This is a genomic window from Pararhizobium sp. P1_E7 (genome assembly GCF_056405855.1).
Genome location: NZ_JBFUBH010000001.1, coordinates 1 through 20,310, shown reverse-complemented (window position 1 = coordinate 20,310; position 20,310 = coordinate 1). Strand labels below are relative to the sequence as shown.

At 59.6% G+C, this 20,310-nt stretch carries 18 protein-coding genes, 1 tRNA gene and 1 pseudogene; 13 read left to right on the top strand and 7 right to left on the bottom strand.

Going from position 1 to position 20,310, the window contains the following annotated elements; genetic code table 11:
* Window positions 1-4: 4 nt before the first annotated feature.
* The gene (locus AC1D17_RS00100; protein WP_477563404.1) at window positions 5-1,198 is read right to left on the bottom strand and encodes an aromatic ring-hydroxylating oxygenase subunit alpha; all 1,194 of its coding nucleotides are present in this window, start codon (window positions 1,196-1,198) and stop codon (window positions 5-7) included.
* A 113-nt stretch (window positions 1,199-1,311) separates the two neighbouring features.
* Here AC1D17_RS00100 and gcvA point away from each other — a divergent pair, with 113 nt between their 5' ends.
* The 4 genes from gcvA (at window position 1,312) to AC1D17_RS00080 (ending at window position 5,684) form a co-directional block, all read left to right on the top strand.
* The gene (gcvA, locus tag AC1D17_RS00095) at window positions 1,312-2,196 is read left to right on the top strand and encodes a transcriptional regulator GcvA (RefSeq protein WP_477563403.1); all 885 of its coding nucleotides are present in this window, start codon (window positions 1,312-1,314) and stop codon (window positions 2,194-2,196) included.
* Window positions 2,197-2,412: 216 nt separating this feature from the next.
* Window positions 2,413-3,468, top strand: coding sequence for a GlxA family transcriptional regulator (locus tag AC1D17_RS00090; RefSeq protein ID WP_477563402.1), 1,056 nt, complete (start codon window positions 2,413-2,415; stop codon window positions 3,466-3,468).
* Window positions 3,357-4,208: a LuxR C-terminal-related transcriptional regulator gene (locus AC1D17_RS00085; protein ID WP_477563401.1), complete on the top strand. Its 852-nt coding sequence runs from the start codon at window positions 3,357-3,359 to the stop codon at window positions 4,206-4,208. The genes AC1D17_RS00090 and AC1D17_RS00085 overlap by 112 nt, the downstream gene beginning before the upstream one ends.
* Before the next feature lie 216 nt (window positions 4,209-4,424).
* Window positions 4,425-5,684, top strand: coding sequence for a DUF4147 domain-containing protein (locus AC1D17_RS00080; RefSeq protein ID WP_477563400.1), 1,260 nt, complete (start codon window positions 4,425-4,427; stop codon window positions 5,682-5,684).
* A gap of 342 nt (window positions 5,685-6,026) precedes the next feature.
* Here the strand turns inward: AC1D17_RS00080 and AC1D17_RS00075 are convergent, their stop codons facing one another.
* Window positions 6,027-6,926 carry a LysR family transcriptional regulator gene (locus AC1D17_RS00075; protein WP_477563399.1) on the bottom strand — a complete coding sequence of 300 codons (900 nt, stop codon included), beginning with the start codon at window positions 6,924-6,926 and terminating at the stop codon, window positions 6,027-6,029.
* Between the two features lie 121 nt (window positions 6,927-7,047).
* On the opposite strand from AC1D17_RS00075, the gene AC1D17_RS00070 reads away from it, so the two are divergent.
* The 7 genes from AC1D17_RS00070 to AC1D17_RS00040 all read left to right on the top strand — a co-directional run bounded on the left by AC1D17_RS00070 (window position 7,048) and on the right by AC1D17_RS00040 (window position 14,292).
* Window positions 7,048-7,980, top strand: a complete 933-nt coding sequence (locus AC1D17_RS00070) for a ring-cleaving dioxygenase (protein WP_477563398.1) — start codon at window positions 7,048-7,050, stop codon at window positions 7,978-7,980.
* A gap of 105 nt (window positions 7,981-8,085) precedes the next feature.
* Window positions 8,086-8,775: a hydrolase gene (locus tag AC1D17_RS00065; RefSeq protein ID WP_477563397.1), complete on the top strand. Its 690-nt coding sequence runs from the start codon at window positions 8,086-8,088 to the stop codon at window positions 8,773-8,775.
* A 65-nt stretch (window positions 8,776-8,840) separates the two neighbouring features.
* A complete protein-coding gene (locus AC1D17_RS00060) occupies window positions 8,841-9,131 on the top strand; it encodes a XapX domain-containing protein (protein WP_477563396.1) in 291 nt (96 codons plus the stop codon).
* Entirely contained in the window at window positions 9,131-11,113 is a 1,983-nt protein-coding gene (locus AC1D17_RS00055) for an amidohydrolase (protein WP_477563395.1), read from the top strand. Before AC1D17_RS00060 ends, AC1D17_RS00055 begins: the two co-directional genes overlap by 1 nt.
* A gap of 10 nt (window positions 11,114-11,123) precedes the next feature.
* Window positions 11,124-11,555 carry a DoxX family protein gene (locus AC1D17_RS00050; RefSeq protein ID WP_477563394.1) on the top strand — a complete coding sequence of 144 codons (432 nt, stop codon included), beginning with the start codon at window positions 11,124-11,126 and terminating at the stop codon, window positions 11,553-11,555.
* Window positions 11,552-13,153, top strand: coding sequence for an MFS transporter (locus AC1D17_RS00045; protein ID WP_477563393.1), 1,602 nt, complete (start codon window positions 11,552-11,554; stop codon window positions 13,151-13,153). The genes AC1D17_RS00050 and AC1D17_RS00045 overlap by 4 nt, the downstream gene beginning before the upstream one ends.
* A gap of 302 nt (window positions 13,154-13,455) precedes the next feature.
* The gene (locus tag AC1D17_RS00040; RefSeq protein WP_477563833.1) at window positions 13,456-14,292 is read left to right on the top strand and encodes an alpha/beta fold hydrolase; all 837 of its coding nucleotides are present in this window, start codon (window positions 13,456-13,458) and stop codon (window positions 14,290-14,292) included.
* Between the two features lie 102 nt (window positions 14,293-14,394).
* Here AC1D17_RS00040 and AC1D17_RS00035 read toward each other — a convergent pair whose 3' ends face one another.
* Window positions 14,395-15,252: a helix-turn-helix transcriptional regulator gene (locus tag AC1D17_RS00035; RefSeq protein WP_477563392.1), complete on the bottom strand. Its 858-nt coding sequence runs from the start codon at window positions 15,250-15,252 to the stop codon at window positions 14,395-14,397.
* Here AC1D17_RS00035 and AC1D17_RS00030 point away from each other — a divergent pair.
* Window positions 15,211-15,618, top strand: a pseudogene (locus tag AC1D17_RS00030) (AraC family transcriptional regulator); the annotation flags it as partial. The gene AC1D17_RS00035 and the pseudogene AC1D17_RS00030 sit on opposite strands and share 42 nt — an antisense overlap.
* A 120-nt stretch (window positions 15,619-15,738) precedes the next feature.
* Here the strand turns inward: AC1D17_RS00030 and AC1D17_RS00025 are convergent.
* The 3 genes from AC1D17_RS00025 to AC1D17_RS00015 all read right to left on the bottom strand — a co-directional run bounded on the left by AC1D17_RS00025 (window position 15,739) and on the right by AC1D17_RS00015 (window position 19,133).
* Window positions 15,739-16,155: a DOPA 4,5-dioxygenase family protein gene (locus AC1D17_RS00025; RefSeq protein ID WP_477563391.1), complete on the bottom strand. Its 417-nt coding sequence runs from the start codon at window positions 16,153-16,155 to the stop codon at window positions 15,739-15,741.
* Window positions 16,156-16,271: 116 nt separating this feature from the next.
* A complete protein-coding gene (locus tag AC1D17_RS00020) occupies window positions 16,272-17,900 on the bottom strand; it encodes a thiamine pyrophosphate-dependent enzyme (protein WP_477563390.1) in 1,629 nt (542 codons plus the stop codon).
* A 42-nt stretch (window positions 17,901-17,942) separates the two neighbouring features.
* Complete coding sequence (locus AC1D17_RS00015) at window positions 17,943-19,133, bottom strand: amino acid aminotransferase (RefSeq protein WP_477563389.1); 1,191 nt, start codon at window positions 19,131-19,133, stop codon at window positions 17,943-17,945.
* Between the two features lie 134 nt (window positions 19,134-19,267).
* Here AC1D17_RS00015 and AC1D17_RS00010 point away from each other — a divergent pair, with 134 nt between their 5' ends.
* The gene (locus AC1D17_RS00010; RefSeq protein WP_477563832.1) at window positions 19,268-19,753 is read left to right on the top strand and encodes an Lrp/AsnC family transcriptional regulator; all 486 of its coding nucleotides are present in this window, start codon (window positions 19,268-19,270) and stop codon (window positions 19,751-19,753) included.
* Between the two features lie 310 nt (window positions 19,754-20,063).
* Here AC1D17_RS00010 and AC1D17_RS00005 read toward each other — a convergent pair.
* Window positions 20,064-20,140: transfer RNA gene (locus AC1D17_RS00005), tRNA-Met, on the bottom strand.
* Window positions 20,141-20,310 lie beyond the last annotated feature (170 nt).

Below are 20,310 nucleotides of genomic sequence, written 5' to 3'. Positions count from 1 at the left end.
AGGATCAGGTGCTCATCCGCTGGGCATACCAGCGAATGTAGCGATCGACGTTCTGCTCTTTGGTTGGGGAATAGGGACCGGGTTCGAAGCCGGGCGAGGTCACGCCGATCCATTGCCGGCGGCAGATCTCCCAGTCCTCCGACATCACCTGGTCATGGAAGGCCGCGACCTTTTCGGGATCATAGTCGCGGCCCTCAACGGCCGCCTCATCGACAAGCCAGTAGCCGCGCACGATCGTCTTCGTCGGCGAGACCGGCGTGATGCGCACCGTATGGGCATAGTCGGAGTTGGCATGGCACCAGAAATTGATGTTCGTGTTGGCGCGGGCCGTCCCCATGTCGGGATCGGTGAAACCGGCCATCAGCACGTTGCACACCAGCTGGCCGTCCGGGCTTTCGGTGACCATGCCCCTGCGCACCGGCGTGCGGTTGGCGCGAAACCACTCGGCGGTGTTGTTCGACGAAGTGTTGACCCGGGCGACGTCGAGGCCCGCCTTTTCCCAACGGATCGAACAGTCGGCAAGGCGCGCGGCGATCTCGTCCTTGAGCGCTGGATTGTCGTTTTCGGTGTCGTACTGAACCGAAACATAGCCCCGATGGTTTGCCTCACAATGGTAGCACTCGCGGTTGTTCTCGACGACGATCTTCCAGTTCACGTCGAGATGATAGTCGCGGATGAGCGCTATCTTCGCGCGGGCGATGCCCTGGGATTTCAGGATTGGCGAAAGGTGATCGCGCAACTCGTGGAACGGCGAAGGCGTCTGGGAGAGATTGACGAAGATCAGTCCGTCCAATTGCTCGGCATGAACCGGCTTCAACCCGTGCGCGCTCTTGTCGAAATCGTCGCCCATCATCGGTGCGCCGATCAGCGCGCCGTCATGGGCGTATGACCAGGAGTGGTAGGGACAGACGAGGCGCGCAGCCGTGCCCTTTTCTTTGGTGCAGATGATCGAGCCGCGGTGCCGGCAGACATTGTGATGGGCGTGCACTTTGCCGTTGCCGTCCCGCACGACGACGACCGGCGCACCGCCGACATCGAGCGTGATATAATCCCGGGGCTTCGGCAACTCGACCGAGTGTCCGGCAAAGAACCAGTTGCTGCGGAAGATCTTCTGCTGCTCGGCTGCAAAGACCTGCTCGCTCAGATAGAACTCGCGCGGCAGCCCCTTCCCCGGACAATAGGTCGAAAACATATCCATATCAGCGCCTCCCCAACGGAACCTTGATCGATTGGAGGTGAGGCTACATGCCCCTTGTTCTGTCGAGCAAACGCGAATACCTTTGGGTTAGAGCAAGAAAATCTAATGGTGCCATGCCTGCCGAACGCCTTCCCCTGAACTGGCTCCGAGCCTTCGAAGCCGCCGCCCGGCTCGGCAGCTTTGCGGCCGCGGCCGCCGAGCTCCATGTGACGCCATCGGCGATCAGCCAGCATATCCGCGCCCTGGAACAGCGTCTTGCGAAGGACCTGTTCGACCGTCATGCCAATGGCGTCAGGCTCACGGGGCCGGGTCGCCGATACGCTGAGGACCTGGGACGCGCCTTCGCGCTGATTGAGGAAGCGACGCAGAAGTTCAACGGCCGGCGCGCGCGCGACGTGCTTGTTGTGCACGTGCCGACATCCTTTGCCAGCCAATGGATTGCCCCAAGACTCGATCTTTTCCGTGCCTCGCATCCCAACGTCGATCTCAGGCTGACGGCGCTTGATCAAGGGCAGAACAAGGTGGATGTCGAGATCCGCTATGGCTGGGGCAACTGGCCGAGGCAGGATGCAGTCTTGCTGATGCGCGACGAGATCTTTCCGGTTTGCGCGCCGGAAGTTGCCGCCGAACTCTCGACCGCCGGTACGCTGTGCGGCAGCGATCTCCTGCATGTGCCGGGCTATGCGGAAGACTGGGAGGCCTGGCTCGCCCACGCCGGCATCGCGGGTATCGACACCACTGCGGGTTCTGCCTTCGATCAATCGATCATGGCGATCCGCGCGGCGATCGAAGGCAAGGGCATCATGCTCGGACGCTCGACGCTGATCGAGCGGGAGTTGCGCGCCGGTCTGCTCGTCGCTCCTTTCAGGGAACGGCTTCAGAGTGCCGGCGGGTATTGGTTCGTGACCTCGGCGCAAAAGGCGAAAATGCCGAAGGTTTCGGCATTCCAGGACTGGCTGCTGCAGATGGTCTCCGCAGCGGAAGCCTTGGCGCGCTGAGCGCCCCCACACTACGAACCTTCGCCACATTGTTTTATTTTGTTGCATTTTGTGTTATTTTTTTGCATTCTCCTGCGGTGCCGTGCCAAAGTCGCCCGCTGCCTGCCGCACTCAGTTGCGTGCTGCCCCGCGCAAACGCGGCCCGTGCATGCGGGCGGGCGGTGACGGGCTTGAGCAGCACGAACTTTACGGCCACCAGGGCAAGGAGCGCGGGTTATGCAGCGGATGAGTGCGGAGGAACGCCGGTTCAGCTTCTATTTGGTCGAGGATTTTGCGCTGCATGTCTTTTCGTCGGCTATCGAGGTCCTTCGCCTGGCGAACGAGGTCGCCGGCTCGCGCATATACCAATGGCGTGTCGTTTCCTTGAACGGTGAGTCCGTCGTTTCCAGTTGCGGAACGCGCGTGGCGGCAGATGCGTCAATTGCCAGTGAACGGAAATGTCTTGGAGGACCATTGGCACCTGACATGGTTGTCGTATGCGGCGGCAACCGGGCGCCTGGCGCCTGCAGGCCGCTCGAAGCCTGGCTCAGGGAGTGCCGTCGCCGCCACGTCGCGCCCGCCGGGCTCGCAAGCGGCACCTATGTGCTGGCGCGTAGCGGTCTTCTTGACGGCCGTCGATGTGCGGTGCACTGGGAGCATTTCCCTCATTTCTCGGAGGAATTCTCGAAGGTCGATGCCAATCAGACGGCGTTCGAGATCGACGGGGATGTCCATACCTGCGCGGGCGGCAACGCGCCGTTCGACATGTTCATGAGGGTCATCGAGGATGATTGTGGACTGAGTGTTGCAAACCGGATTTGCGAAGTCGCGCTTTCTGAACGCCTCAGGGAGGCAGGCGAACGACAACGCCTGCCGCTGCAGGCAAGAGTCGGGATCGATCACGCTGCGCTGATCAAGATCATCGAGCAGATGGAGGCCAACGTAGCCGAACCGCTGACACTCACCAAACTCGCTCCGGCAACCGGGCTTTCACGACGGCAGATCGAGCGACTGTTCCTTCGCGAGATGGGTCGGACGCCGGGCCGTTATTATCTCGAGATGCGACTGGAACGTGCGCACCTGCTTCTGATCAACTCGTCGCGTCCGATCATCGATATAGCGATCGCGTGCGGGTTCGTGTCCGCCTCGCATTTCTCAAAGACGTACCGGGAAAACTACGGATGCGCGCCCCAACAGATGCGGATCGCTATAGTGGCGCGACGAAGGCATCAACAAGCCACCGCTTGGGGGCCACAGGCGTGTGTCTCCTGGCAGCAGGTCTTGTCCGCATGAGAAGGGCCGGCCCACGCCCCCCTGACCGACAGCGGGAGAAGGCCGGCACCGTCGATATGAGCAGCAGCGAAGCCCTGTTGAAGGAGCACGCTGTGGCTTCGGCGTTGCCGGGCGCGCGCGATTGTCAGCCAATCAGGGTTTTGCTGGCCGAGCGGAATCCAATTGTCGCATCGGCGTTGGCTGAGAAAATCGCTGCCGACGATCGTTTTGTTCTTGTTGGCGCGACAAAGGATGGAAACTCGGTTCTGGAGACTGCGTCACGCGCGCAGTTCGACGTCGCGATCGTCGGCTGGCGCCTCGCGGACATGGATGCGACTGAGCTGCTGGTAAGATTGCGTGAATGCAAGGCTGCCGCTCGGATCACAATCTTCAGTGCGGAGCATAACATTGAGCTTGTCAAGCTGGCAGTCCGGCTTGGAGCGCGCGGCTTTTGTTTTCAGTTCGAAGACATTTCCGTTCTCTTCAATACGCTTGCTGCCGTCGCCGATGGACACATTTGCGTTCCCTCGATCGATCTGGCGCGTGCAGCCCGCTCTCCGCTGGCACGGCTGACGGTGCGCGAACGGGAACTCCTGCTGATGCTCGCGCAAGGGTGGTCAAACCGCCAGATCGCGGCAAAGGAGGGGATCTCCGAAAACACGATCAAATTCCATCTCAAGAACCTGTATCAGAAGCTGGCGGTCAAAAACCGGACCATGGCCGTCCGTGTTCATTTTGCAGAGCTCAAACACCGAAACTGAATGAAGCATTCGGGTAGGCCGAGACCTACCCGTTTGAACATCGTTTGTACCCGTCGGGGTGTTTCAGCCGAAAGACGAAGGCTCCATTGTGATGCGGCACTCGCACCGCAAATCCGCGTAGAGGCAGAATCCTGGGCTCGCGGCCGCGATTTCGTGGCCGCTTCGGGTCTGTTTCCTCGACGCACACCGCGCCCGACCGCGCAGAAGGGATTGCCGATGGAAGCCTTGACCCATTCATCTCGCCTGATGCTGAAGATGCGCGCCGACGCCAGGGCTATATTCCTCGCGGGCGTCGAGGCCGTGGAACCAGCGCGCGCGGTCACCGTGGCCTTGAGGCGCAAGCAGGCGACACTCGACGAGGCGCGACGGGTCGTGATTGTCGCCATCGGGGGCGCGGCGCGCCTGATGGCGGAAGCCGCAATCGACGTTGTCGGTCAGAAGGCAGCCTCAACGGTCGTGGTGGTTTGCGGCGACGATCCATGCGATGGCGCGCGCGCCCTGACTGTCGATCATGGTGCCGGCATTCAGGCCGCATTGCAGATCGAAGAGGCGGTTTCCAAGGCGACGCTTGCGGATCTGGTTCTCTTGCTGGTGAGTGCCGGTGGGCCTGCAATGCTCTGCGCACCGGTGCCGGGCATCGAGCCGGGCTCGAAAGCCAGGCTCCAGGACATGCTTCATCGCGCGGGCGCCGACATGAAGGAGATCGTGACGGTCCGAAATGCGGTCTCAAGGTTCAGCAATGGCGGCCTCGTGCAGCGAATGTCGCGGGCGAAGGTTCTTTCCCTGATCCTTTCTGAAGCTTCGGGCGACGACCTTTTGGCGATTGCGAATGGCCCGGCGGCCAGACTGGCCGATCAGCGCGTGGCAGCGCTTGCCGTGATAGCCAAATACGGCCTGATGGATGTTATCGATCCGGCGATTGTTGAATATATCAGGAACCGCTCGGGTTCAGGCGCAACGCGCTTTGCAGAAAACGTCGAGAATCTCGTCATCGGCAGCAACGGCGCAAGTCTGAAAGCAGCGGCCGACCGGGCAATGGCTTGCCACGGCACGCCGCTCGTCGGGCAAAGCTGGCTCGATGATGACATCGCAAGAGCGGTCGCGGAACTCCATCGCAACGTGTGTGAAACAGACGCAGGCAACGGTCCTGTTGCGCTGGTTTGCGGACGGATAGCGTCCAGCGGCCGCAATCAGGAGTTCGCGCTGCGCTTTGCGCTTTTGGCCGAGCGCAAGCCGGTCGGCCGTCCGTGGGTGCTATTGAGCGGCAACACGGCGGGACGTTGCGGATCCGGCAAATCTGCCGGGGCAGTCGTCGATGCTGGCTCGTGTGCCTGGATGCGGCAACTCGGATTCGATCCTGCGCTGCAGGTAGCGAGCGGCGACCCGTCGCCGGCGCTGGCGGCGTCCGGTGATCTGCTGTTCGTCGGTGATACGGTCTCGAATGTCACGGACATTCACCTCGTCCTGCTGGCGTAGCGGCCTGCGGAACCCATCTCCGGCGATCGCCCCTCCAGGCACTCATCCCGCAACTTCATAACCCCGGTGACCTGAGACCCTGGGTCACGACCAGCGACACTTGCCTTCGCCAAACGCGAAGAACCCGAGGCCTTACGATGATAGCGATTCCGGGTCCCGTCGCCGTCCTGGCGAGGGGAGCCGGTTCGCCAGATGAGAATAGTGACCGACTTGAAATCGATAGAACTGGCGGCCCGATGGGACGCGGTTAAACCCTTTTGCAAAGCCTGCGCCCGGGATGCTATAATATTGTCTTCGGAGACTTTTATAAAAGCGCAGGAGTCCGCTTCATGACGGCAAAGGTCATTCCATCGTCGTCATAAACGCCGGCACTTGCTGTTCGAAGAATTTGGAGAACGAGGCAATGCGCGGTGGCAGCGCCTGGTATGGTGGATAATAGAGTGTCAGCCACAAGTCCGGCGGCGACCAGCTTTGCAGGACATGGACCAGCTTTCCCGTGCGCAGATGCTCGGCCACATCAAACCTCGGGAGCATGGCCACCCCGGCGCCTTCAGCAGCCATATCGGCCAGAACGCCTCCGCTATTTGCACTGAACGCTCGACCCGCCGATATCGTGGCGCTACCGCTGCCGTCCGACAATGACCAGGTCTCCCGCTTGCTTTCGCCGCTGTATGCCAGGCAATCATCAGGGGTCAGTTCGTTCGGATGCTGCATGCCCGCAAAACGACTACCTGGCGCTGCAACGAGAATACGGTGAACGACGCTGATCTTACGCCAGATCGTGAACTTGTCCGATGGTGCTGAGGAGATGCGGATCGCCAGATCGTAGTCATCGTCAATGATGTTGACGAGACTGTCCGCCAAGGAGATTTCAAAGCTGATCTTCGGAAAGCGCTCCCTGAAGCCCGACAGGATAGGTGGCAGGATTTGCTGGCCGAACCAGGTCGGCGCGCTGATCCGCAGCCGACCGTGATCAGCCTTGTGGGTGTTCATCACATCTGTGCGGGCATTTTCGAGCGCTTGTACAGCGGGTTGAATCTGGGCGGCAAAGATCGCGCCGTCGGTGGTGAGCGAGACCTGACGCGTCGTTCGGACAAAGAGCTGCACGCCAAGGTCTTCCTCCAGGGCGGCAATCGCTCGCGTAACGGCTGCGGGCGTCATGTCCAGCTCGCGTGCGACCTGGGCGAAGTTTCGTTTTTCGGCAGCCAGCAGAAACGTTCGGAGGGCCTTGTAGTCGTTCATTTTATTATTTCATCCAGCGCAATTCATTCACAAGTTTTATTGCAATTCCGATCATTGATCAACTGACGTAGATTTCTAATCACACCAGACAAACGAAGTCAGCCACGGAAGGGCAAGCATCATGATCAAGGATATCAAAGGACTGCATCACATCACCTCGATGGCTTCTGATGCTCGTCAAAACAACACGTTTTTCACCGACACCCTTGGACTGCGCCGCGTCAAGAAGACCGTGAACTTCGACGATCCGAACGTCTACCACCTCTACTACGGCGATGAGGTTGGCACCCCCGGCTCTGTCATGACCTACTTCCCGTTCCCTGACGTGATGCGCGGCCGCCCAGGCATTGGAGAAGTGGGCGAGACGCAGTTCGCAGTCCCGAAAGGCTCCCTTCCCTTCTGGCAGGATCGCCTGACAGCAAAGAGCGTCAGCAACCTGCAAGCCGACACTGCCTTTGGTGCAAATCGCCTTCGGTTCAATGGGCCAGACGGCGAAGGGTTCGCACTGATCGAAGCAGAGGGCGATGCCCGCAAGGCTTGGAACGGAGCCGGCATTGCCGACGATGTCGCCATCCGGGGCTTTTCCGGGGCAAAGTTCCGCCTGCATGACACCGCCGCCACCTCTGAACTGCTGGGGTTCATGGGCTACCAGCGCACCGAGACCGAAGGCGATGTCACCCGCTTTACGATCCCAGGCGGAAACGGCGCCGACACCATCGACCTTGAGGCGGCTCCAAAGGTGCCTCTCGCGAGGCAGGGCGCTGGTTCAGTTCATCACATCGCCTTCGCTGTCGAAAACCGCGCCAAGCAGCTCGAAGTCCGAAAGGCGCTGATGGATACGGGCTACCAGGTCACCCCGGTGATCGACCGCGACTACTTCTGGGCGATCTACTTCCGCACTCCCGGCGGCGTGCTGTTCGAAATCGCGACCAACGAACCCGGTTTCGACCGCGATGAGGACACGGCGCATCTCGGCGAGGTTCTCAAACTGCCGGCCCGCTACGAGCCTTTCCGCGATCAGATCGAAGCCGGGCTCACGCCGCTCGCCGCCTGACGTCGTTCAACATTGCTTTCAAACAAACCAGCGTCCGAACGTTCAAGACGCGCAGCCTTCCCTGCTCCATTGCCTATCTTCAACCCAACGAGAAGGAAACACGACATGTCCAACAAGCTTCAGGTTCTCACCCCACAGAACAGCCAGATCATCTTCATCGACCAGCAGCCGCAGATGGCTTTCGGCGTCCAGTCGATCGACCGCCAGGTCTTGAAGAACAACGTCGTTGGCCTCGCCAAGGCTGCCAAAATCTTCAAAATCCCGACCACGATTACAACTGTCGAGACCGACTCTTTCTCGGGCAACACCTTTCCTGAACTGCTCGCCGTCGTTCCCGAGAACGACATCCTCGAGCGCACCTCGATGAACTCCTGGGACGATCAGAACGTCCGCGATGCGCTTGCCAAGAATGCCGCCGACGGCCGCAAGAAGATCGTGGTCGCAGGTCTGTGGACCGAGGTCTGCAACACCACCTTCGCGCTCTCCTGCATGAACGACACCGACTACGAGATCTACATGGTCGCCGATGCTTCCGGCGGCACGTCGGTCGATGCACACAAATACGCCATGGACCGCATGGTCCAGGCTGGTGTTGTTCCTGTCACCTGGCAGCAGGTCCTGCTCGAATGGCAGCGCGACTGGGCCCGCAAGGAAACCTACGACGCCGTCACTTCCTTGGTGAAGGAGCATTCCGGCGCTTACGGCATGGGCATCGATTATGCCGTTACACATGTCCACGGCGGCGCCGAGCGGGTCAAGCACGGCAAACGGATCGGCCCGAACCCTGCCAAGTAAACGCCAACCACTCCGGCAGGTTGCTTCCTGCCGGAGTGTTTTTTTTCACCACGCGAGGTCCCCCCATGAAACTCTATCTCCTGTCACTCGGTGCCGGCCTGCTGGTGGGCGTGGTCTACAGCCTGCTCAATGTCCGCTCGCCCGCACCGCCCGTCGTCGCTCTTATCGGACTACTCGGCATCCTTGTCGGCGAGCAGCTCCTGCCGCTGGCAAAAAGCATCTGGGCTCGCGAGCCTGCTGCCCTTTCATGGTATCATCAGGTAAAACCGCACATGTTCGGTCACCTACCAAAAGGCGGACTGAAAGTTGTCGATGTGACGCCTTCCCGGGAAGATCCGACATCGGAGAAAAGCTGATGACGACACGCCGCACATTCCTGGGCGCAGCATCGAGCCTCGCCTTTTCGAATCTGTTTTCATCGGCCGATGCCGCCGATCCCGTCAAAACCGGAGCCGCTTCCATGCACGCAGACATCGTCCTTTACAACGGATTGATCACGACGCTTGATCGCGCAAATCCGAACGCCACTGCGATCGCCGTCAAGGACGGTCTCTTCATGGAGGTGGGCACAGACAGCGAAGTCATGGCACTCGCTGGACCCGACACGAAGATCGTCGATCTCAAGGGCAAGCGCGCCCTGCCTGGCTTGATCGACAACCACACCCACGTCGTGCGCGGCGGCCTTAACTTCAACATGGAGCTCCGCTGGGACGGCGTCCGCTCGCTCGCCGATGCGATGGACATGCTGAGGCGCCAGGTCGCGATCACGCCTGCCCCACAATGGGTCCGCGTCGTCGGTGGATTCACCGAACACCAGTTCGCCGAGAAGCGCCTGCCGACGATCGACGAGATCAATGCGGTCGCGCCCGATACGCCTGTCTTCCTGTTGCACCTCTACGACCGCGCGCTGCTCAACGGTGCTGCCCTTCGCGCTGTCGGCTATACGAAGGACACCCCGAACCCACACGGCGGCGAGATCATCCGCGATGCCAACGGCAATCCGACAGGGTTGCTGCTCGCCAAGCCGAACGCCGGCATTCTTTATTCGACTCTCGCCAAGGGGCCGAAGCTTCCTTTCGAATATCAGATCAATTCCACCCGCCACTTTATGCGGGAGCTCAACCGGCTGGGCGTCACCGGGGTCATCGATGCGGGCGGCGGCTTCCAGAACTATCCGGACGACTACGCCGTTATCCAGAAGCTCTCGGACGAAAATCAGCTCACGGTACGCCTGGCCTACAACCTGTTCACGCAGAAGCCGAAGGAAGAGAAGCAGGACTTCCTCAACTGGACGCAGTCGGTCAAATACAAGCAGGGCAACGACTACTTCCGCCACAATGGCGCAGGCGAAATGCTCGTGTTTTCCGCCGCGGACTTCGAAGACTTCCGTCAACCGCGGCCCGAGCTGGCTCCGGAGATGGAAGGCGAACTTGAAGAGGTGGTTCGAGTCCTGGCCGAAAACCGCTGGCCCTGGCGCATGCATGCCACCTATGACGAAACCATCAGCCGATCCCTCGACGTCTTCGAGAAGGTCAACAAGGATATCCCGCTCGAGGGCCTGAACTGGTTCTTCGACCACGCCGAGACAATTTCGGACCGTTCGATCGACCGGATCGCAGCGCTCGGCGGTGGCATCGCGACCCAGCATCGCATGGCTTATCAGGGCGAATATTTTGTCGAGCGTTATGGTCATGGCGTTGCCGAGGCGACGCCGCCGATCAAGCGCATGCTTGAGAAGGGCGTCAACGTCTCTGCCGGCACAGATGCGACCCGCGTTGCCTCCTATAATCCTTGGGTCTCGCTTTCCTGGATGGTCACTGGCAAGACGGTCGGCGGCATGCAGCTCTATCCACGCGCCAACTGCCTCGACCGCGAGACCGCGCTGCGCATGTGGACCGAAAAGGTTACCTGGTTCTCCAATGAGGAAGGCAAGAAGGGCCGGATCGAAAAGGGTCAGTTTGCCGATCTGGTCGTGCCGGACAAGGACTTCTTCACCTGCTCCGAGGGTGAGATTTCCTTCCTGACGTCGGACCTGACCATGGTCGGCGGCAAGATCGTCTACGGTGCGGGCGACTTCAGGTCGCTCGACGAGAACGACGTACCTCCCGCCATGCCCGATTGGTCCCCCGTGCGCGCATTCGGCGGCTATGCGGCCTGGGGCGAGCCGCAGGGCGCAGGCAAGAACTCATTGCGCCGAACCGCGATCTCGAGCTGCGGCTGCGCAAATTCCTGCACTGTTCATGGCCACGACCACGCCGGAGCCTGGACATCGAAGCTGCCGATCGCCGATCTGAAGGGCTTCTTCGGTGCGCTCGGTTGCGCCTGCTGGGCCGTGTGAGGAGACGATCATGATATCGAAGACCAGTATCCAGAGGAGCCTTGCATTGCTCGTCAATGCGCCCGTGGTCCGTTTCGCAGCACTCCTCGCTCTCTGTGCGGCCTATATTCAGGGGCCGCTCACCAAGCTCTTCGATTTCCCCGGTGCGATTGCCGAGATGGAGCATTTCGGCCTTCATCCAACCGCATTCTTCGCGGTCGCCGTCATCGCGTTCGAACTGGCGGCGTCCGCCATGATCCTGTCCGGTTTCCTGCGTTGGCTCGGCGCTTTGGCGCTTGCCGCCTTCACACTTCTCGCGACCTTCATCGCCCTCCGGTTCTGGGAAATGCCCTTGGGCATGGAGCGAATGATGGCGACCAACGCCTTCTTCGAACATCTAGGCCTCGCCGGTGCGTTCGTGATCGTCGCAGGCATCGATATCGCCAAGGAAGCGAGCAGATGAGTGCCACAAAAACCGCAGGCGGTAGTTTCGCGGCGCTCCGCCAGCCTGTTTTCGCAGTGTTGTGGACAGCGACGGTTTTGGGAAACACGGGCAGCTTCATGCGCGACGTGGCCAGCTCCTGGCTGATGACTGATCTCTCGGCCGCACCCGCAGCCGTCGCCATGGTGCAGGCAGCCGCTACGCTGCCGATCTTCCTGCTGGCGATCCCGGCGGGGGTTCTTTCGGACATCCTCGATCGACGCAAATTCCTGATTGCCATTCAGCTTCTGCTCACCTGCGTCAGCATATCGCTGATGACACTGTCCTACATGGGCATGTTGTCGGTCAGCGCACTGATTGGGCTGACGTTCCTGGGCGGTATCGGCGCGGCCCTGATGGGGCCGACATGGCAGGCAATCGTTCCGGAACTGGTACCGCGCGAAGACGTGAAAGGCGCTGTCGCCTTGAATTCGCTCGGAATCAATATTGCACGTTCCATCGGCCCGGCGGCTGGTGGCCTATTGCTCGCCGCCTTCGGAGCCGCCGTCACCTACGGGGCGGACGTGGCGAGCTACATCCTTGTCATCGCGGCGCTCGTCTGGTGGCCGCGTGCCAAGAATGCCAACGACGAACTGTCGGAAAGTTTCTTCGGCGGATTTCGGGCCGGATTGCGATACACGCGTGCAAGCAAGCCGCTGCATGTCGTGCTGCTGCGGGCGGCAATCTTCTTTGCCTTTGCCAGCGCGGTTTGGGCGCTTCTTCCGCTGGTTGCGCGCCAACTTCTCGGCGGCGATGCAGGCTTCTACGGAATTCTGCTCGGTTCGGTCGGTGCTGGCGCAATCGGGGGCGCGCTCATCATGCCGCGGTTGCGCGAGCGTTTCGATTCCGACGGCCTCCTTTTGGGGTCGGCGATCGTGACATCAATCGTCATGGCCGCTCTTTCCCTTTCTCCGCCGCAGTGGTTTGCAGTCGTCGTTCTGCTTTTTCTCGGCGCGGCGTGGATCACGGCGCTGACCACCCTGAATGGCGCAGCGCAGGCTGTCCTGCCGAACTGGGTACGGGGGCGCGGCCTTGCTGTCTATCTGACGGTGTTCAATGGAGCGATGACGGCCGGTAGCCTTGGCTGGGGTACCGTTGGTGAAGCAGTGGGCGTACCCGGCACGTTGCTGATCGGCGCCGCTGGCCTTTTCATCGCAGGCTTCATCATGCACCGAATCAAGCTTCCGTCCGGCGAGGCCGATCTGGTGCCGTCCAATCATTGGCCCGAACCGCTCGTGGCTGCGCCTGTGGCGAACGACCGTGGCCCCGTGTTGATCCTGATCGACTACCACGTCGCCACGCACAACCGCACGGAGTTCCTGCATGCTCTCAACGACATGTCCGCGGAGCGTCGTCGCGACGGTGCCTATGGCTGGGGCGTAACCGAAGATTCCGCCGATCCCGAAAAGATCACGGAATGGTTCATGGTCGAATCCTGGGCGGAGCATCTGCGTCAGCACAGGCGGGTCTCAAACGCCGACGCCGACCTGCAGGCCAAGGTCCTGGCGTTTCATACGGGTCAGGAAAGGCCTGTCGTGCGCCACCTGCTGTCGATCAACAACCCCGGCAGGGCGACCTGATGCATCAGGGGCAGTGCACCTGCCTCCAATATTGCAAAATTCGCAATTAACTAGGAACTTTTATTGTAATTGTCCGCAGTGTCTCCCCGGTCCATTGTCCCTGCACAGACAATCGCAACACACGGCAAAACAACCACATCGGAGTATCAAGGAGCCACATGACCGAAATATCTTTCCCCATCAGCCGTCGTGACGCCCTTCGTGCCGGCGCTGTATTCGCCGCCGGCCTCGCGCTTCCGATCCGTTCAACCTTCGCAGCATCCGCTGGAACCATCACCCAGGCAAACACAGGAGAAAATACCATGGGCTTTGTCACCACCGCAGACGGAACCGAAATCTTCTACAAGGACTGGGGTCCGAAGGACGCACAGCCGATCGTGTTTCATCACGGCTGGCCGCTCTCGTCTGACGACTGGGATGCGCAAATGCTGTTCTTCCTTGCAAAGGGTTACCGCGTCGTTGCCCACGATCGCCGCGGTCACGGCCGCTCTGCTCAGGTCTCCGACGGTCACGACATGGACCACTACGCCGCCGACGCCTTTGCCGTCGTCGAGGCGCTCGACCTGAAGAATGCCGTCCATATTGGTCACTCGACAGGCGGTGGCGAAGTTGCGCGTTATGTAGCCAAGCACGGCGAACCGGCCGGCCGTGTCGCAAAGGCTGTTCTCGTTTCAGCGGTACCGCCTTTGATGCTGAAGACTGCCGCCAATCCGGAAGGCCTGCCGATCGAAGTCTTCGACGGTTTCCGTTCAGCACTCGCCGCCAATCGCGCGCAGTTCTTCCGCGATGTTCCGGCTGGGCCGTTCTACGGTTTCAACCGCGAAGGTGCGACCGTACATGAAGGGGTCATTCAGAATTGGTGGCGTCAGGGCATGATGGGCGGCGCAAAGGCCCACTATGACGGCATCAAGGCCTTTTCGGAAACCGACCAGACCGAGGACTTAAAGTCGATCAGTGTACCGACGCTGATCCTGCATGGTGAGGACGACCAGATCGTGCCGATCGCAGACTCCGCGCACAAGGCCATCAAGCTTTTGAAGAACGGCACGCTGAAGACCTATCCCGGCTTCTCGCACGGCATGCTGACCGTCAATGCCGATGTTCTGAACGCCGACCTGCTTGCCTTCATCAAAGGCTGAACCTGTCAATCCGGGTGCGGCGTATACCAGCCGCACCCGGTCACCTTTGAAACGACCATCCAGGTATGGCATTGCCGCAGCGCTGCTCGACCGCAAAGCGTGTTAATGCCGGTTGCGTGAGCGCCACTCGAATGGGGTGACCCCTGCCGCCCTCGTAAAGTCTTCGATGAACGTCTTTTCGTCCGAAAAACCGCACGCTTCGGCCACTCGGGCGATGGGTTCGCCGGTCCTGCTCAGGTGTGACTTGGCCCTGTCGATGCGACATGCCGAAATCCATTCGAGAACGGATTGCCCAGTCGTCTCCACAAAGCCGGAGCAAAGCTCATCCACCGAAAAACCGGTCGCTTCGGCGATGTCATCGAGCGGTTTGTCGCCCGATAGGTTCGCAGCTATGTACATCTTGATGCGCTTTTCCTGCGTGGGAGATAGCCGCCCGGTAGCCGAAAGGCTCTGGGCAGGCGACCGTCCGTAACGATGCGCGAGGTGAGCATTGAACGCCAGCCCGACATGCGGAAGCAGCGTGTCCCTCACCTCGTCCGGCATGTCGAACATCGGCATCAGGGCTGACCCAAGATTGCGAATGACGTGATCGTCAATCCCGCGACAGGTCACCAGGTCATCGACATAGGGTTCTGCTGCTTCCTCCGCGAGCTCGGCAAGATGCGTGCGCGGGATATAAAAGGCGAGCGCTTCGAATTGACCGCGAACCGAAATTGCAGCACCATCCTTCAGATTGATCAGGCAGATCGAGCCCTTGGGATACCTCTTTAAAGGTGCCGGCGGTCGGTCCGGCCAGATGTCAAAGTGGTCGACATCGACGAGATAGAGCATGACCAGAAAGGCATTGTCCGGCGGAAGGAAGACCGGATGGTCTCCATTTTCATAGGAATGGCTGAGATGGACGACAGAGAGCGTCTCGTCGATCAGATGGCGACAGCGATCGGCACCTATCTGGTCCAACGCTACGGCGGCCGGCCGGCTGTGATCGCCAGCCGAACACGAATCCTTTCGCGCTCACATGAGGATCTGGCGAAAAATATCCTTCTCGAAAACCTCGAAGGCGACATCTCGATCCTGGACGTTGCGCAGGCTTGCAATCTGTCTCGCGGGTATTTCATTCGTGCGTTTCGGGAAACGACCGGGATGACACCATATCAGTGGCTTCTCAGCGAACGGATAAATCGCGCCCGAGAGTTGCTTCGGGCCTCGAACGCACCGCTTGCCGAGGTCGCCATCGCCTGCGGCTTTGCGGATCAAAGCCATTTCACCCGCGTTTTCTCAAATATCGTCGGCGTGACACCCGGCAATTGGCGCCGAAACGCCTGAGCCATTATTTTCGGGCTAAGACTGCGATTTAGTTACTGTCGCTTGAACGCGTCTGGCAAAATTCACGCTTTCGACCGTCATTGTTCGCTAGTGCCCGACCTGGGTCGCGCTATGGATTGATTATGGGCTGACCGTCGGATGGGTATTAGGGACAATCTCCACCTCTGAATCTTCATGGTCGGATAATGGTGCGGAATCGATTTCCAATACCGCGCCCAGCCAAAGCGCACGTTCAAGATGGTCAGACTTGGGCTCTCCCGTGTTGGGATGGATCAGTATGGTCAGACCGCGCCGGTTGACCATGAGCCAGGGCACAAGATGGGCGAACTCGACGGGCAAGAAGGCCACCTGATACATTGCCAGCGCGTGTGGTCCGACCGGTCGATCATGCCAGCGACCGAGGAGAACGGAGAAACGTTCGGCTATCTCCTCCCGCAACAATTCCGCAGTCTCGCGCTGCTCGGAGCCGTCGAAATAGACATGGGCATGATAGCTCTCAATTCTATCAAGTTTCAGGGGTAGGTCATCTTTGGACATAAATAGCCTTTCTGATTTCTCGGAGACTTGGAACGGGGTCTTCGACAGGAGCTTTTCAATACAAGGATCGGTTATCCAATGCGATCTTGAGCTGCGCGGCGCGTCACGCCCAGCGCCTACACGGCAGGCGGCGCTGGATGGAGGAAGGGCCACGGGCTCGCCTCCGAACCCTTCTCGATCGGCACCTCGATAAAGACGGGAGCATTAAGAACCAACGCCTCGATAATCAGCGACTTGAGTTCGTCTGGCGATGTGGCACGGAATGTCTTGACGCCGAAGCTATCACCCAGCTTCACGAAGTCCGGGTTGGTCAGTTCGGAACCAATGTAGCGACCTGAATAGGTCTGCTTCTGGTCGCGCAGGACGTTACCGTAGGCACTGTTGTTGAAGACGATCGCTACAACCGCGATATTGTGTTGAACGGCGGTCGCCAGCTCCTGGACACCGAACATGAACCCGCCGTCGCCGGACACGGATACGACGGCCTTGTCGGGATTGCCGACTTTGACGCCAAGCGCGGTATTGAAGCCAAAGCCGAGATTGTCCTGGTAGCCGCACGTGACATATTGTCTTGGGCCGTAAACCGGGAACGCAAATCGAGCAGTGAAACCTATCTGACTGACTTCCTCGACGAAAAAGCCGTCTCTGGGAAGGGCCTCACGGATCGCGTTGAGATAATCGACCTGCGGCTGCACAGCCGAAAAACGCTCCCTGGCCTTGCGGTTGAGTTCTGCAAACTCGGTCGTCCTGTCGGCAGCGGTCGTCGGCGTCAGAACGTCGATCAGAGCCTTGGTCCCTGCCCTCGCGTCGGCAACCACACCGGCGTCCGGCTTCAGCCGGACCATCTCGGTCGGGTCGATGTCGATGCGAATGACCTTCAGTCCCTTCGGCAACCACCGCCAGCGCATGTATTCAAGTTCAAGGCGGCTACCGATACCGATCAGGACGTCTGTATCCTTCCAATAATCGAAGGCAGCCACCAAATTGAGATAGTTGGGATGATCGTCGCTGACGACGCCCTTGCCTGAACGGTGTGATGTGACCGGCGCGTTGAGGACTTTTGCCAGCAGAGCCACCTCATCGCCAGCCTCCACGGCGCCTCCGCCGACCATGATAAGCGGGTTCCTTGCATTTGCGAGGATGGCGGCGGCTGCCTTGATCTGCTCTGGATTGACCTGCGGGGCGGGAGCAGGTCTGGTCTGCGGAAGATCCAGTTCCGGTCCCGCCATGCCGAAGACATCCCATGGCGCTTCCACGGCGCCCGGCCCGCGCCGTCCGGAAAGCATCTTGCCGATAACCTCGGCCATCACCGTTCCGCTCTGGGATTGGTGATCGATACGCTCGGCAACCTTGGTGATCCCCCGCATGGTCGCCAGTTGGTCAGGCAGTTCGTGAAGCTGCCCTCGCCCCTGGCCGATCAAGTGAGACATGATATTGCCCGTCAGGCAGAGAACCGGCGAATTGGAGCCGTAAGCCGTGCACAGAGCAGCGCCGGAGTTCAAGACGCCGGGACCGGGGACGACTGTATAGGCGCCGATCCGACCGGTTGACTGGGCATAGCCGTAAGCCATGTAGCCGGCACCCTGTTCGTGGCGGGTGTGGATGAAACGGAGTTCGTCGCGCTTTTCGTAGAGAGCGTCATTGAAATCATACATGTGGGCGCCGGGAATGCCGAATACCGTATCAATGCCGTTTTCGATCAGGGAGCGGGCAATGGCCTGACCCGTGGTTTCCATTTTCGTCATCACTTGTCCAACTTTGAATCTGGCTTTGAATCTGGAATGAGATCAGGCAGCGGACCGCGCGTTCAACGCGCCTTCTGCGTGAAGAGACGTCACGATGGCGTCGGCGTCGTCGGGCTGCATTCCCGCAAGGTTCATGCGGCCCGAATCCGCCATGTAGATCCCGTGCTTCAATCGCAGCGCCGCGGCGGTTTCCTTTGAAATGGCCAGGTTCGAGAACAGACCACGCTGCTTGGCGATAAATGCAAGATCAGCATGCGCCGCAGCGAGTGCGGCGCGATTTCCGTTGACGCGAGAGCACATTTCCTGAAGCTCAGCCTTCCACACTTCCGTCAACTCCGCGCTCTCCAGAATGGCGCGAACGATTGCCGCGCCGTGATCAGGCGGCATCGACCAGTTGACACGAGCCAAGGACGCCAGGTTGCTCTCGGCAACCTGAAGTTCCCTGGAATTCCGGCTCATGAGATAAAGAGCGCCGACCCGTTCGCGATAAAGTCCGAAATTCTTATCACAGGAATAGGCGACCATGGCTTCGTCGACAGCATTGAGAACAAGGCGTGTCGGCTCTGCGTCTTGCTCAAGACCATCGCCTAGCCCCTGATAGGCGAGGTCGATGAACGGAATGAGCGCGCGTTCAACCAGCAGCGCCGTGATCTGATTCCATTGCTCAGTGGTAAAATCGATTCCCGTGGGGTTATGGCAGCAGCCATGGAGAAGAACGATATCCCCCGCATTCGCCAATGACAGCGCCTCGACAACGCGATCGAAATCGATCTTCTGCGTCGCCAGATCGACGAACCGGTAGTCCTTGACGTCCAGCCGGGCGGATCCAAAGATCGGCGCATGGTTAGGCCAGCTCGGCGTCCCCAACCAGACCTGAGTATTCGGATTGGCAGCCGCGATCAATTCAGCGCCAAGCCGCAAGGCGCCGCTTCCGCCAGGCGTCTGAATGCCGACGATACAATCAAGCAAGTTGTTCGTGGCGCCGAAAATAATCGGCTTGAGCAAATTCACGAAAGTCAAATCGCCTTCTGGGCCGAGGTAGCGTTTGCTGTCCTGCGTTTCGAGCAAAAACTTTTCCGCCTTCTTGACGGCGCGCATAACCGGCGTCTTGCCCTGTTGGTCACGATAGACACCGACACCGAGGTCGATCTTGGCTTGACGTGGGTCAGCGTGAAACGCCTTGATAAGCGCCAGAAGGCTATCGGCTGGCTGCTCTTTGAGTTTGTTGAACATCGTCCACCTCGCTTGTAGGATATGACGTCACCATACCGCCACGGCGATGGCGATTTCTTGCATTTTCGTTCGCAAGCGTATAAACTTGCGCACGGAATTCTTTGTTTTTTCCATATTTACGCAAGAGAATCGACATGGGAATCAAAGGGGAGGCACTTGACCAGTTTGATATCCGGCTCCTTGCGGCAATCCAAAGAAACGCGGAACTGACGCAGGCCGAGCTGTCGCAACTCGTCAACCTGTCTGCCGCGCAGTGCTCCAGAAGGCTTGACCGCCTCCGGAGCGACGGCTTTGTTCAGAATGTCGTGGCCATACTCAATCCGGAAAAGCTCGGATTTTCCGTCGTTGCCCATACATTGGTGAGCCTGCGCGCCCATACGGAGGAAGGCAATGAACAGTTGCACCGCTTCATCGAAACCTCTCCGGAAATCCTGGAGTGTTATTCGCAGACGGGCGAGGCCGACTTCCTGATGAAAATAGTGGCCAGCGACCTTGATCACCTCAGCGCGTTCTTGGAACGGATGATCAAGGTCGCCGGCGGGCTGGCGTCCGTGAGGTCAAGTATCGTCCTGCGCACTCTGAAGAAGAGCACCGAGCTTCCCTTGCAGATCATGCGATAGGCGGATCAATCTCCGAAACTCGAAACATCGCATCGACAACCTGCGAAATAATTGTCTGATCGGCGAATGCCGCAACCGCAACGGCGCTCAATGCCGCCCCGATCAGGGGTCACCAGCAGGTCATAGGTGGCAATGGCGTCCTGCGCCTTTGGTCAAAGATACTGCCGCTATCTCCCCGCCCTTTCCGTATGTGCAGCCTTCACCGTATGCCTACTTGTCAAACCGCCCCCGGTTTTGTGCTAGCGGGATATTTTGAACGCAAAAAGGGCTCCGAGTTTCCTCGGAGCCCTTTGATATTGCCTGTAAATTTTGGTTGCGGGGGCAGGATTTGAACCTGCGGCCTTCAGGTTATGAGCCTGACGAGCTACCGGGCTGCTCCACCCCGCGTTATCCGTGCAAATCCGAAGGATTTGTCGCGTCTGTGTATCCGTGCAATCCGTAAGGATTGTCGCATCAGCGTTTTGCGTCAGCAAAATCGCGCCGGTGCAAGTCCGAAGGACTTGTCGCCTTGATCTGCGTATTCGGCGGAGCCGAATATCGCATTTAGGCTGCTTTCG

Coding starts and splice junctions, on each gene's coding strand:
- AC1D17_RS00060 (WP_477563396.1), top strand. CDS start 8,841: ATGAAACTCTATCTCCTGTCACTCGGTGCCGGCCTGCTGGTGGGCGTG.
- AC1D17_RS00040 (WP_477563833.1), top strand. CDS start 13,456: ATGGGCTTTGTCACCACCGCAGACGGAACCGAAATCTTCTACAAGGAC.
- AC1D17_RS00015 (WP_477563389.1), bottom strand. CDS start 19,133: ATGTTCAACAAACTCAAAGAGCAGCCAGCCGATAGCCTTCTGGCGCTT.
- AC1D17_RS00050 (WP_477563394.1), top strand. CDS start 11,124: ATGATATCGAAGACCAGTATCCAGAGGAGCCTTGCATTGCTCGTCAAT.
- AC1D17_RS00075 (WP_477563399.1), bottom strand. CDS start 6,926: ATGAACGACTACAAGGCCCTCCGAACGTTTCTGCTGGCTGCCGAAAAA.
- AC1D17_RS00080 (WP_477563400.1), top strand. CDS start 4,425: ATGGAAGCCTTGACCCATTCATCTCGCCTGATGCTGAAGATGCGCGCC.
- AC1D17_RS00045 (WP_477563393.1), top strand. CDS start 11,552: ATGAGTGCCACAAAAACCGCAGGCGGTAGTTTCGCGGCGCTCCGCCAG.
- AC1D17_RS00090 (WP_477563402.1), top strand. CDS start 2,413: ATGCAGCGGATGAGTGCGGAGGAACGCCGGTTCAGCTTCTATTTGGTC.
- AC1D17_RS00065 (WP_477563397.1), top strand. CDS start 8,086: ATGTCCAACAAGCTTCAGGTTCTCACCCCACAGAACAGCCAGATCATC.
- AC1D17_RS00020 (WP_477563390.1), bottom strand. CDS start 17,900: ATGACGAAAATGGAAACCACGGGTCAGGCCATTGCCCGCTCCCTGATC.
- AC1D17_RS00010 (WP_477563832.1), top strand. CDS start 19,268: ATGGGAATCAAAGGGGAGGCACTTGACCAGTTTGATATCCGGCTCCTT.
- gcvA (WP_477563403.1), top strand. CDS start 1,312: ATGCCTGCCGAACGCCTTCCCCTGAACTGGCTCCGAGCCTTCGAAGCC.
- AC1D17_RS00025 (WP_477563391.1), bottom strand. CDS start 16,155: ATGTCCAAAGATGACCTACCCCTGAAACTTGATAGAATTGAGAGCTAT.
- AC1D17_RS00085 (WP_477563401.1), top strand. CDS start 3,357: ATGCGCGCCCCAACAGATGCGGATCGCTATAGTGGCGCGACGAAGGCA.
- AC1D17_RS00070 (WP_477563398.1), top strand. CDS start 7,048: ATGATCAAGGATATCAAAGGACTGCATCACATCACCTCGATGGCTTCT.
- AC1D17_RS00100 (WP_477563404.1), bottom strand. CDS start 1,198: ATGGATATGTTTTCGACCTATTGTCCGGGGAAGGGGCTGCCGCGCGAG.
- AC1D17_RS00055 (WP_477563395.1), top strand. CDS start 9,131: ATGACGACACGCCGCACATTCCTGGGCGCAGCATCGAGCCTCGCCTTT.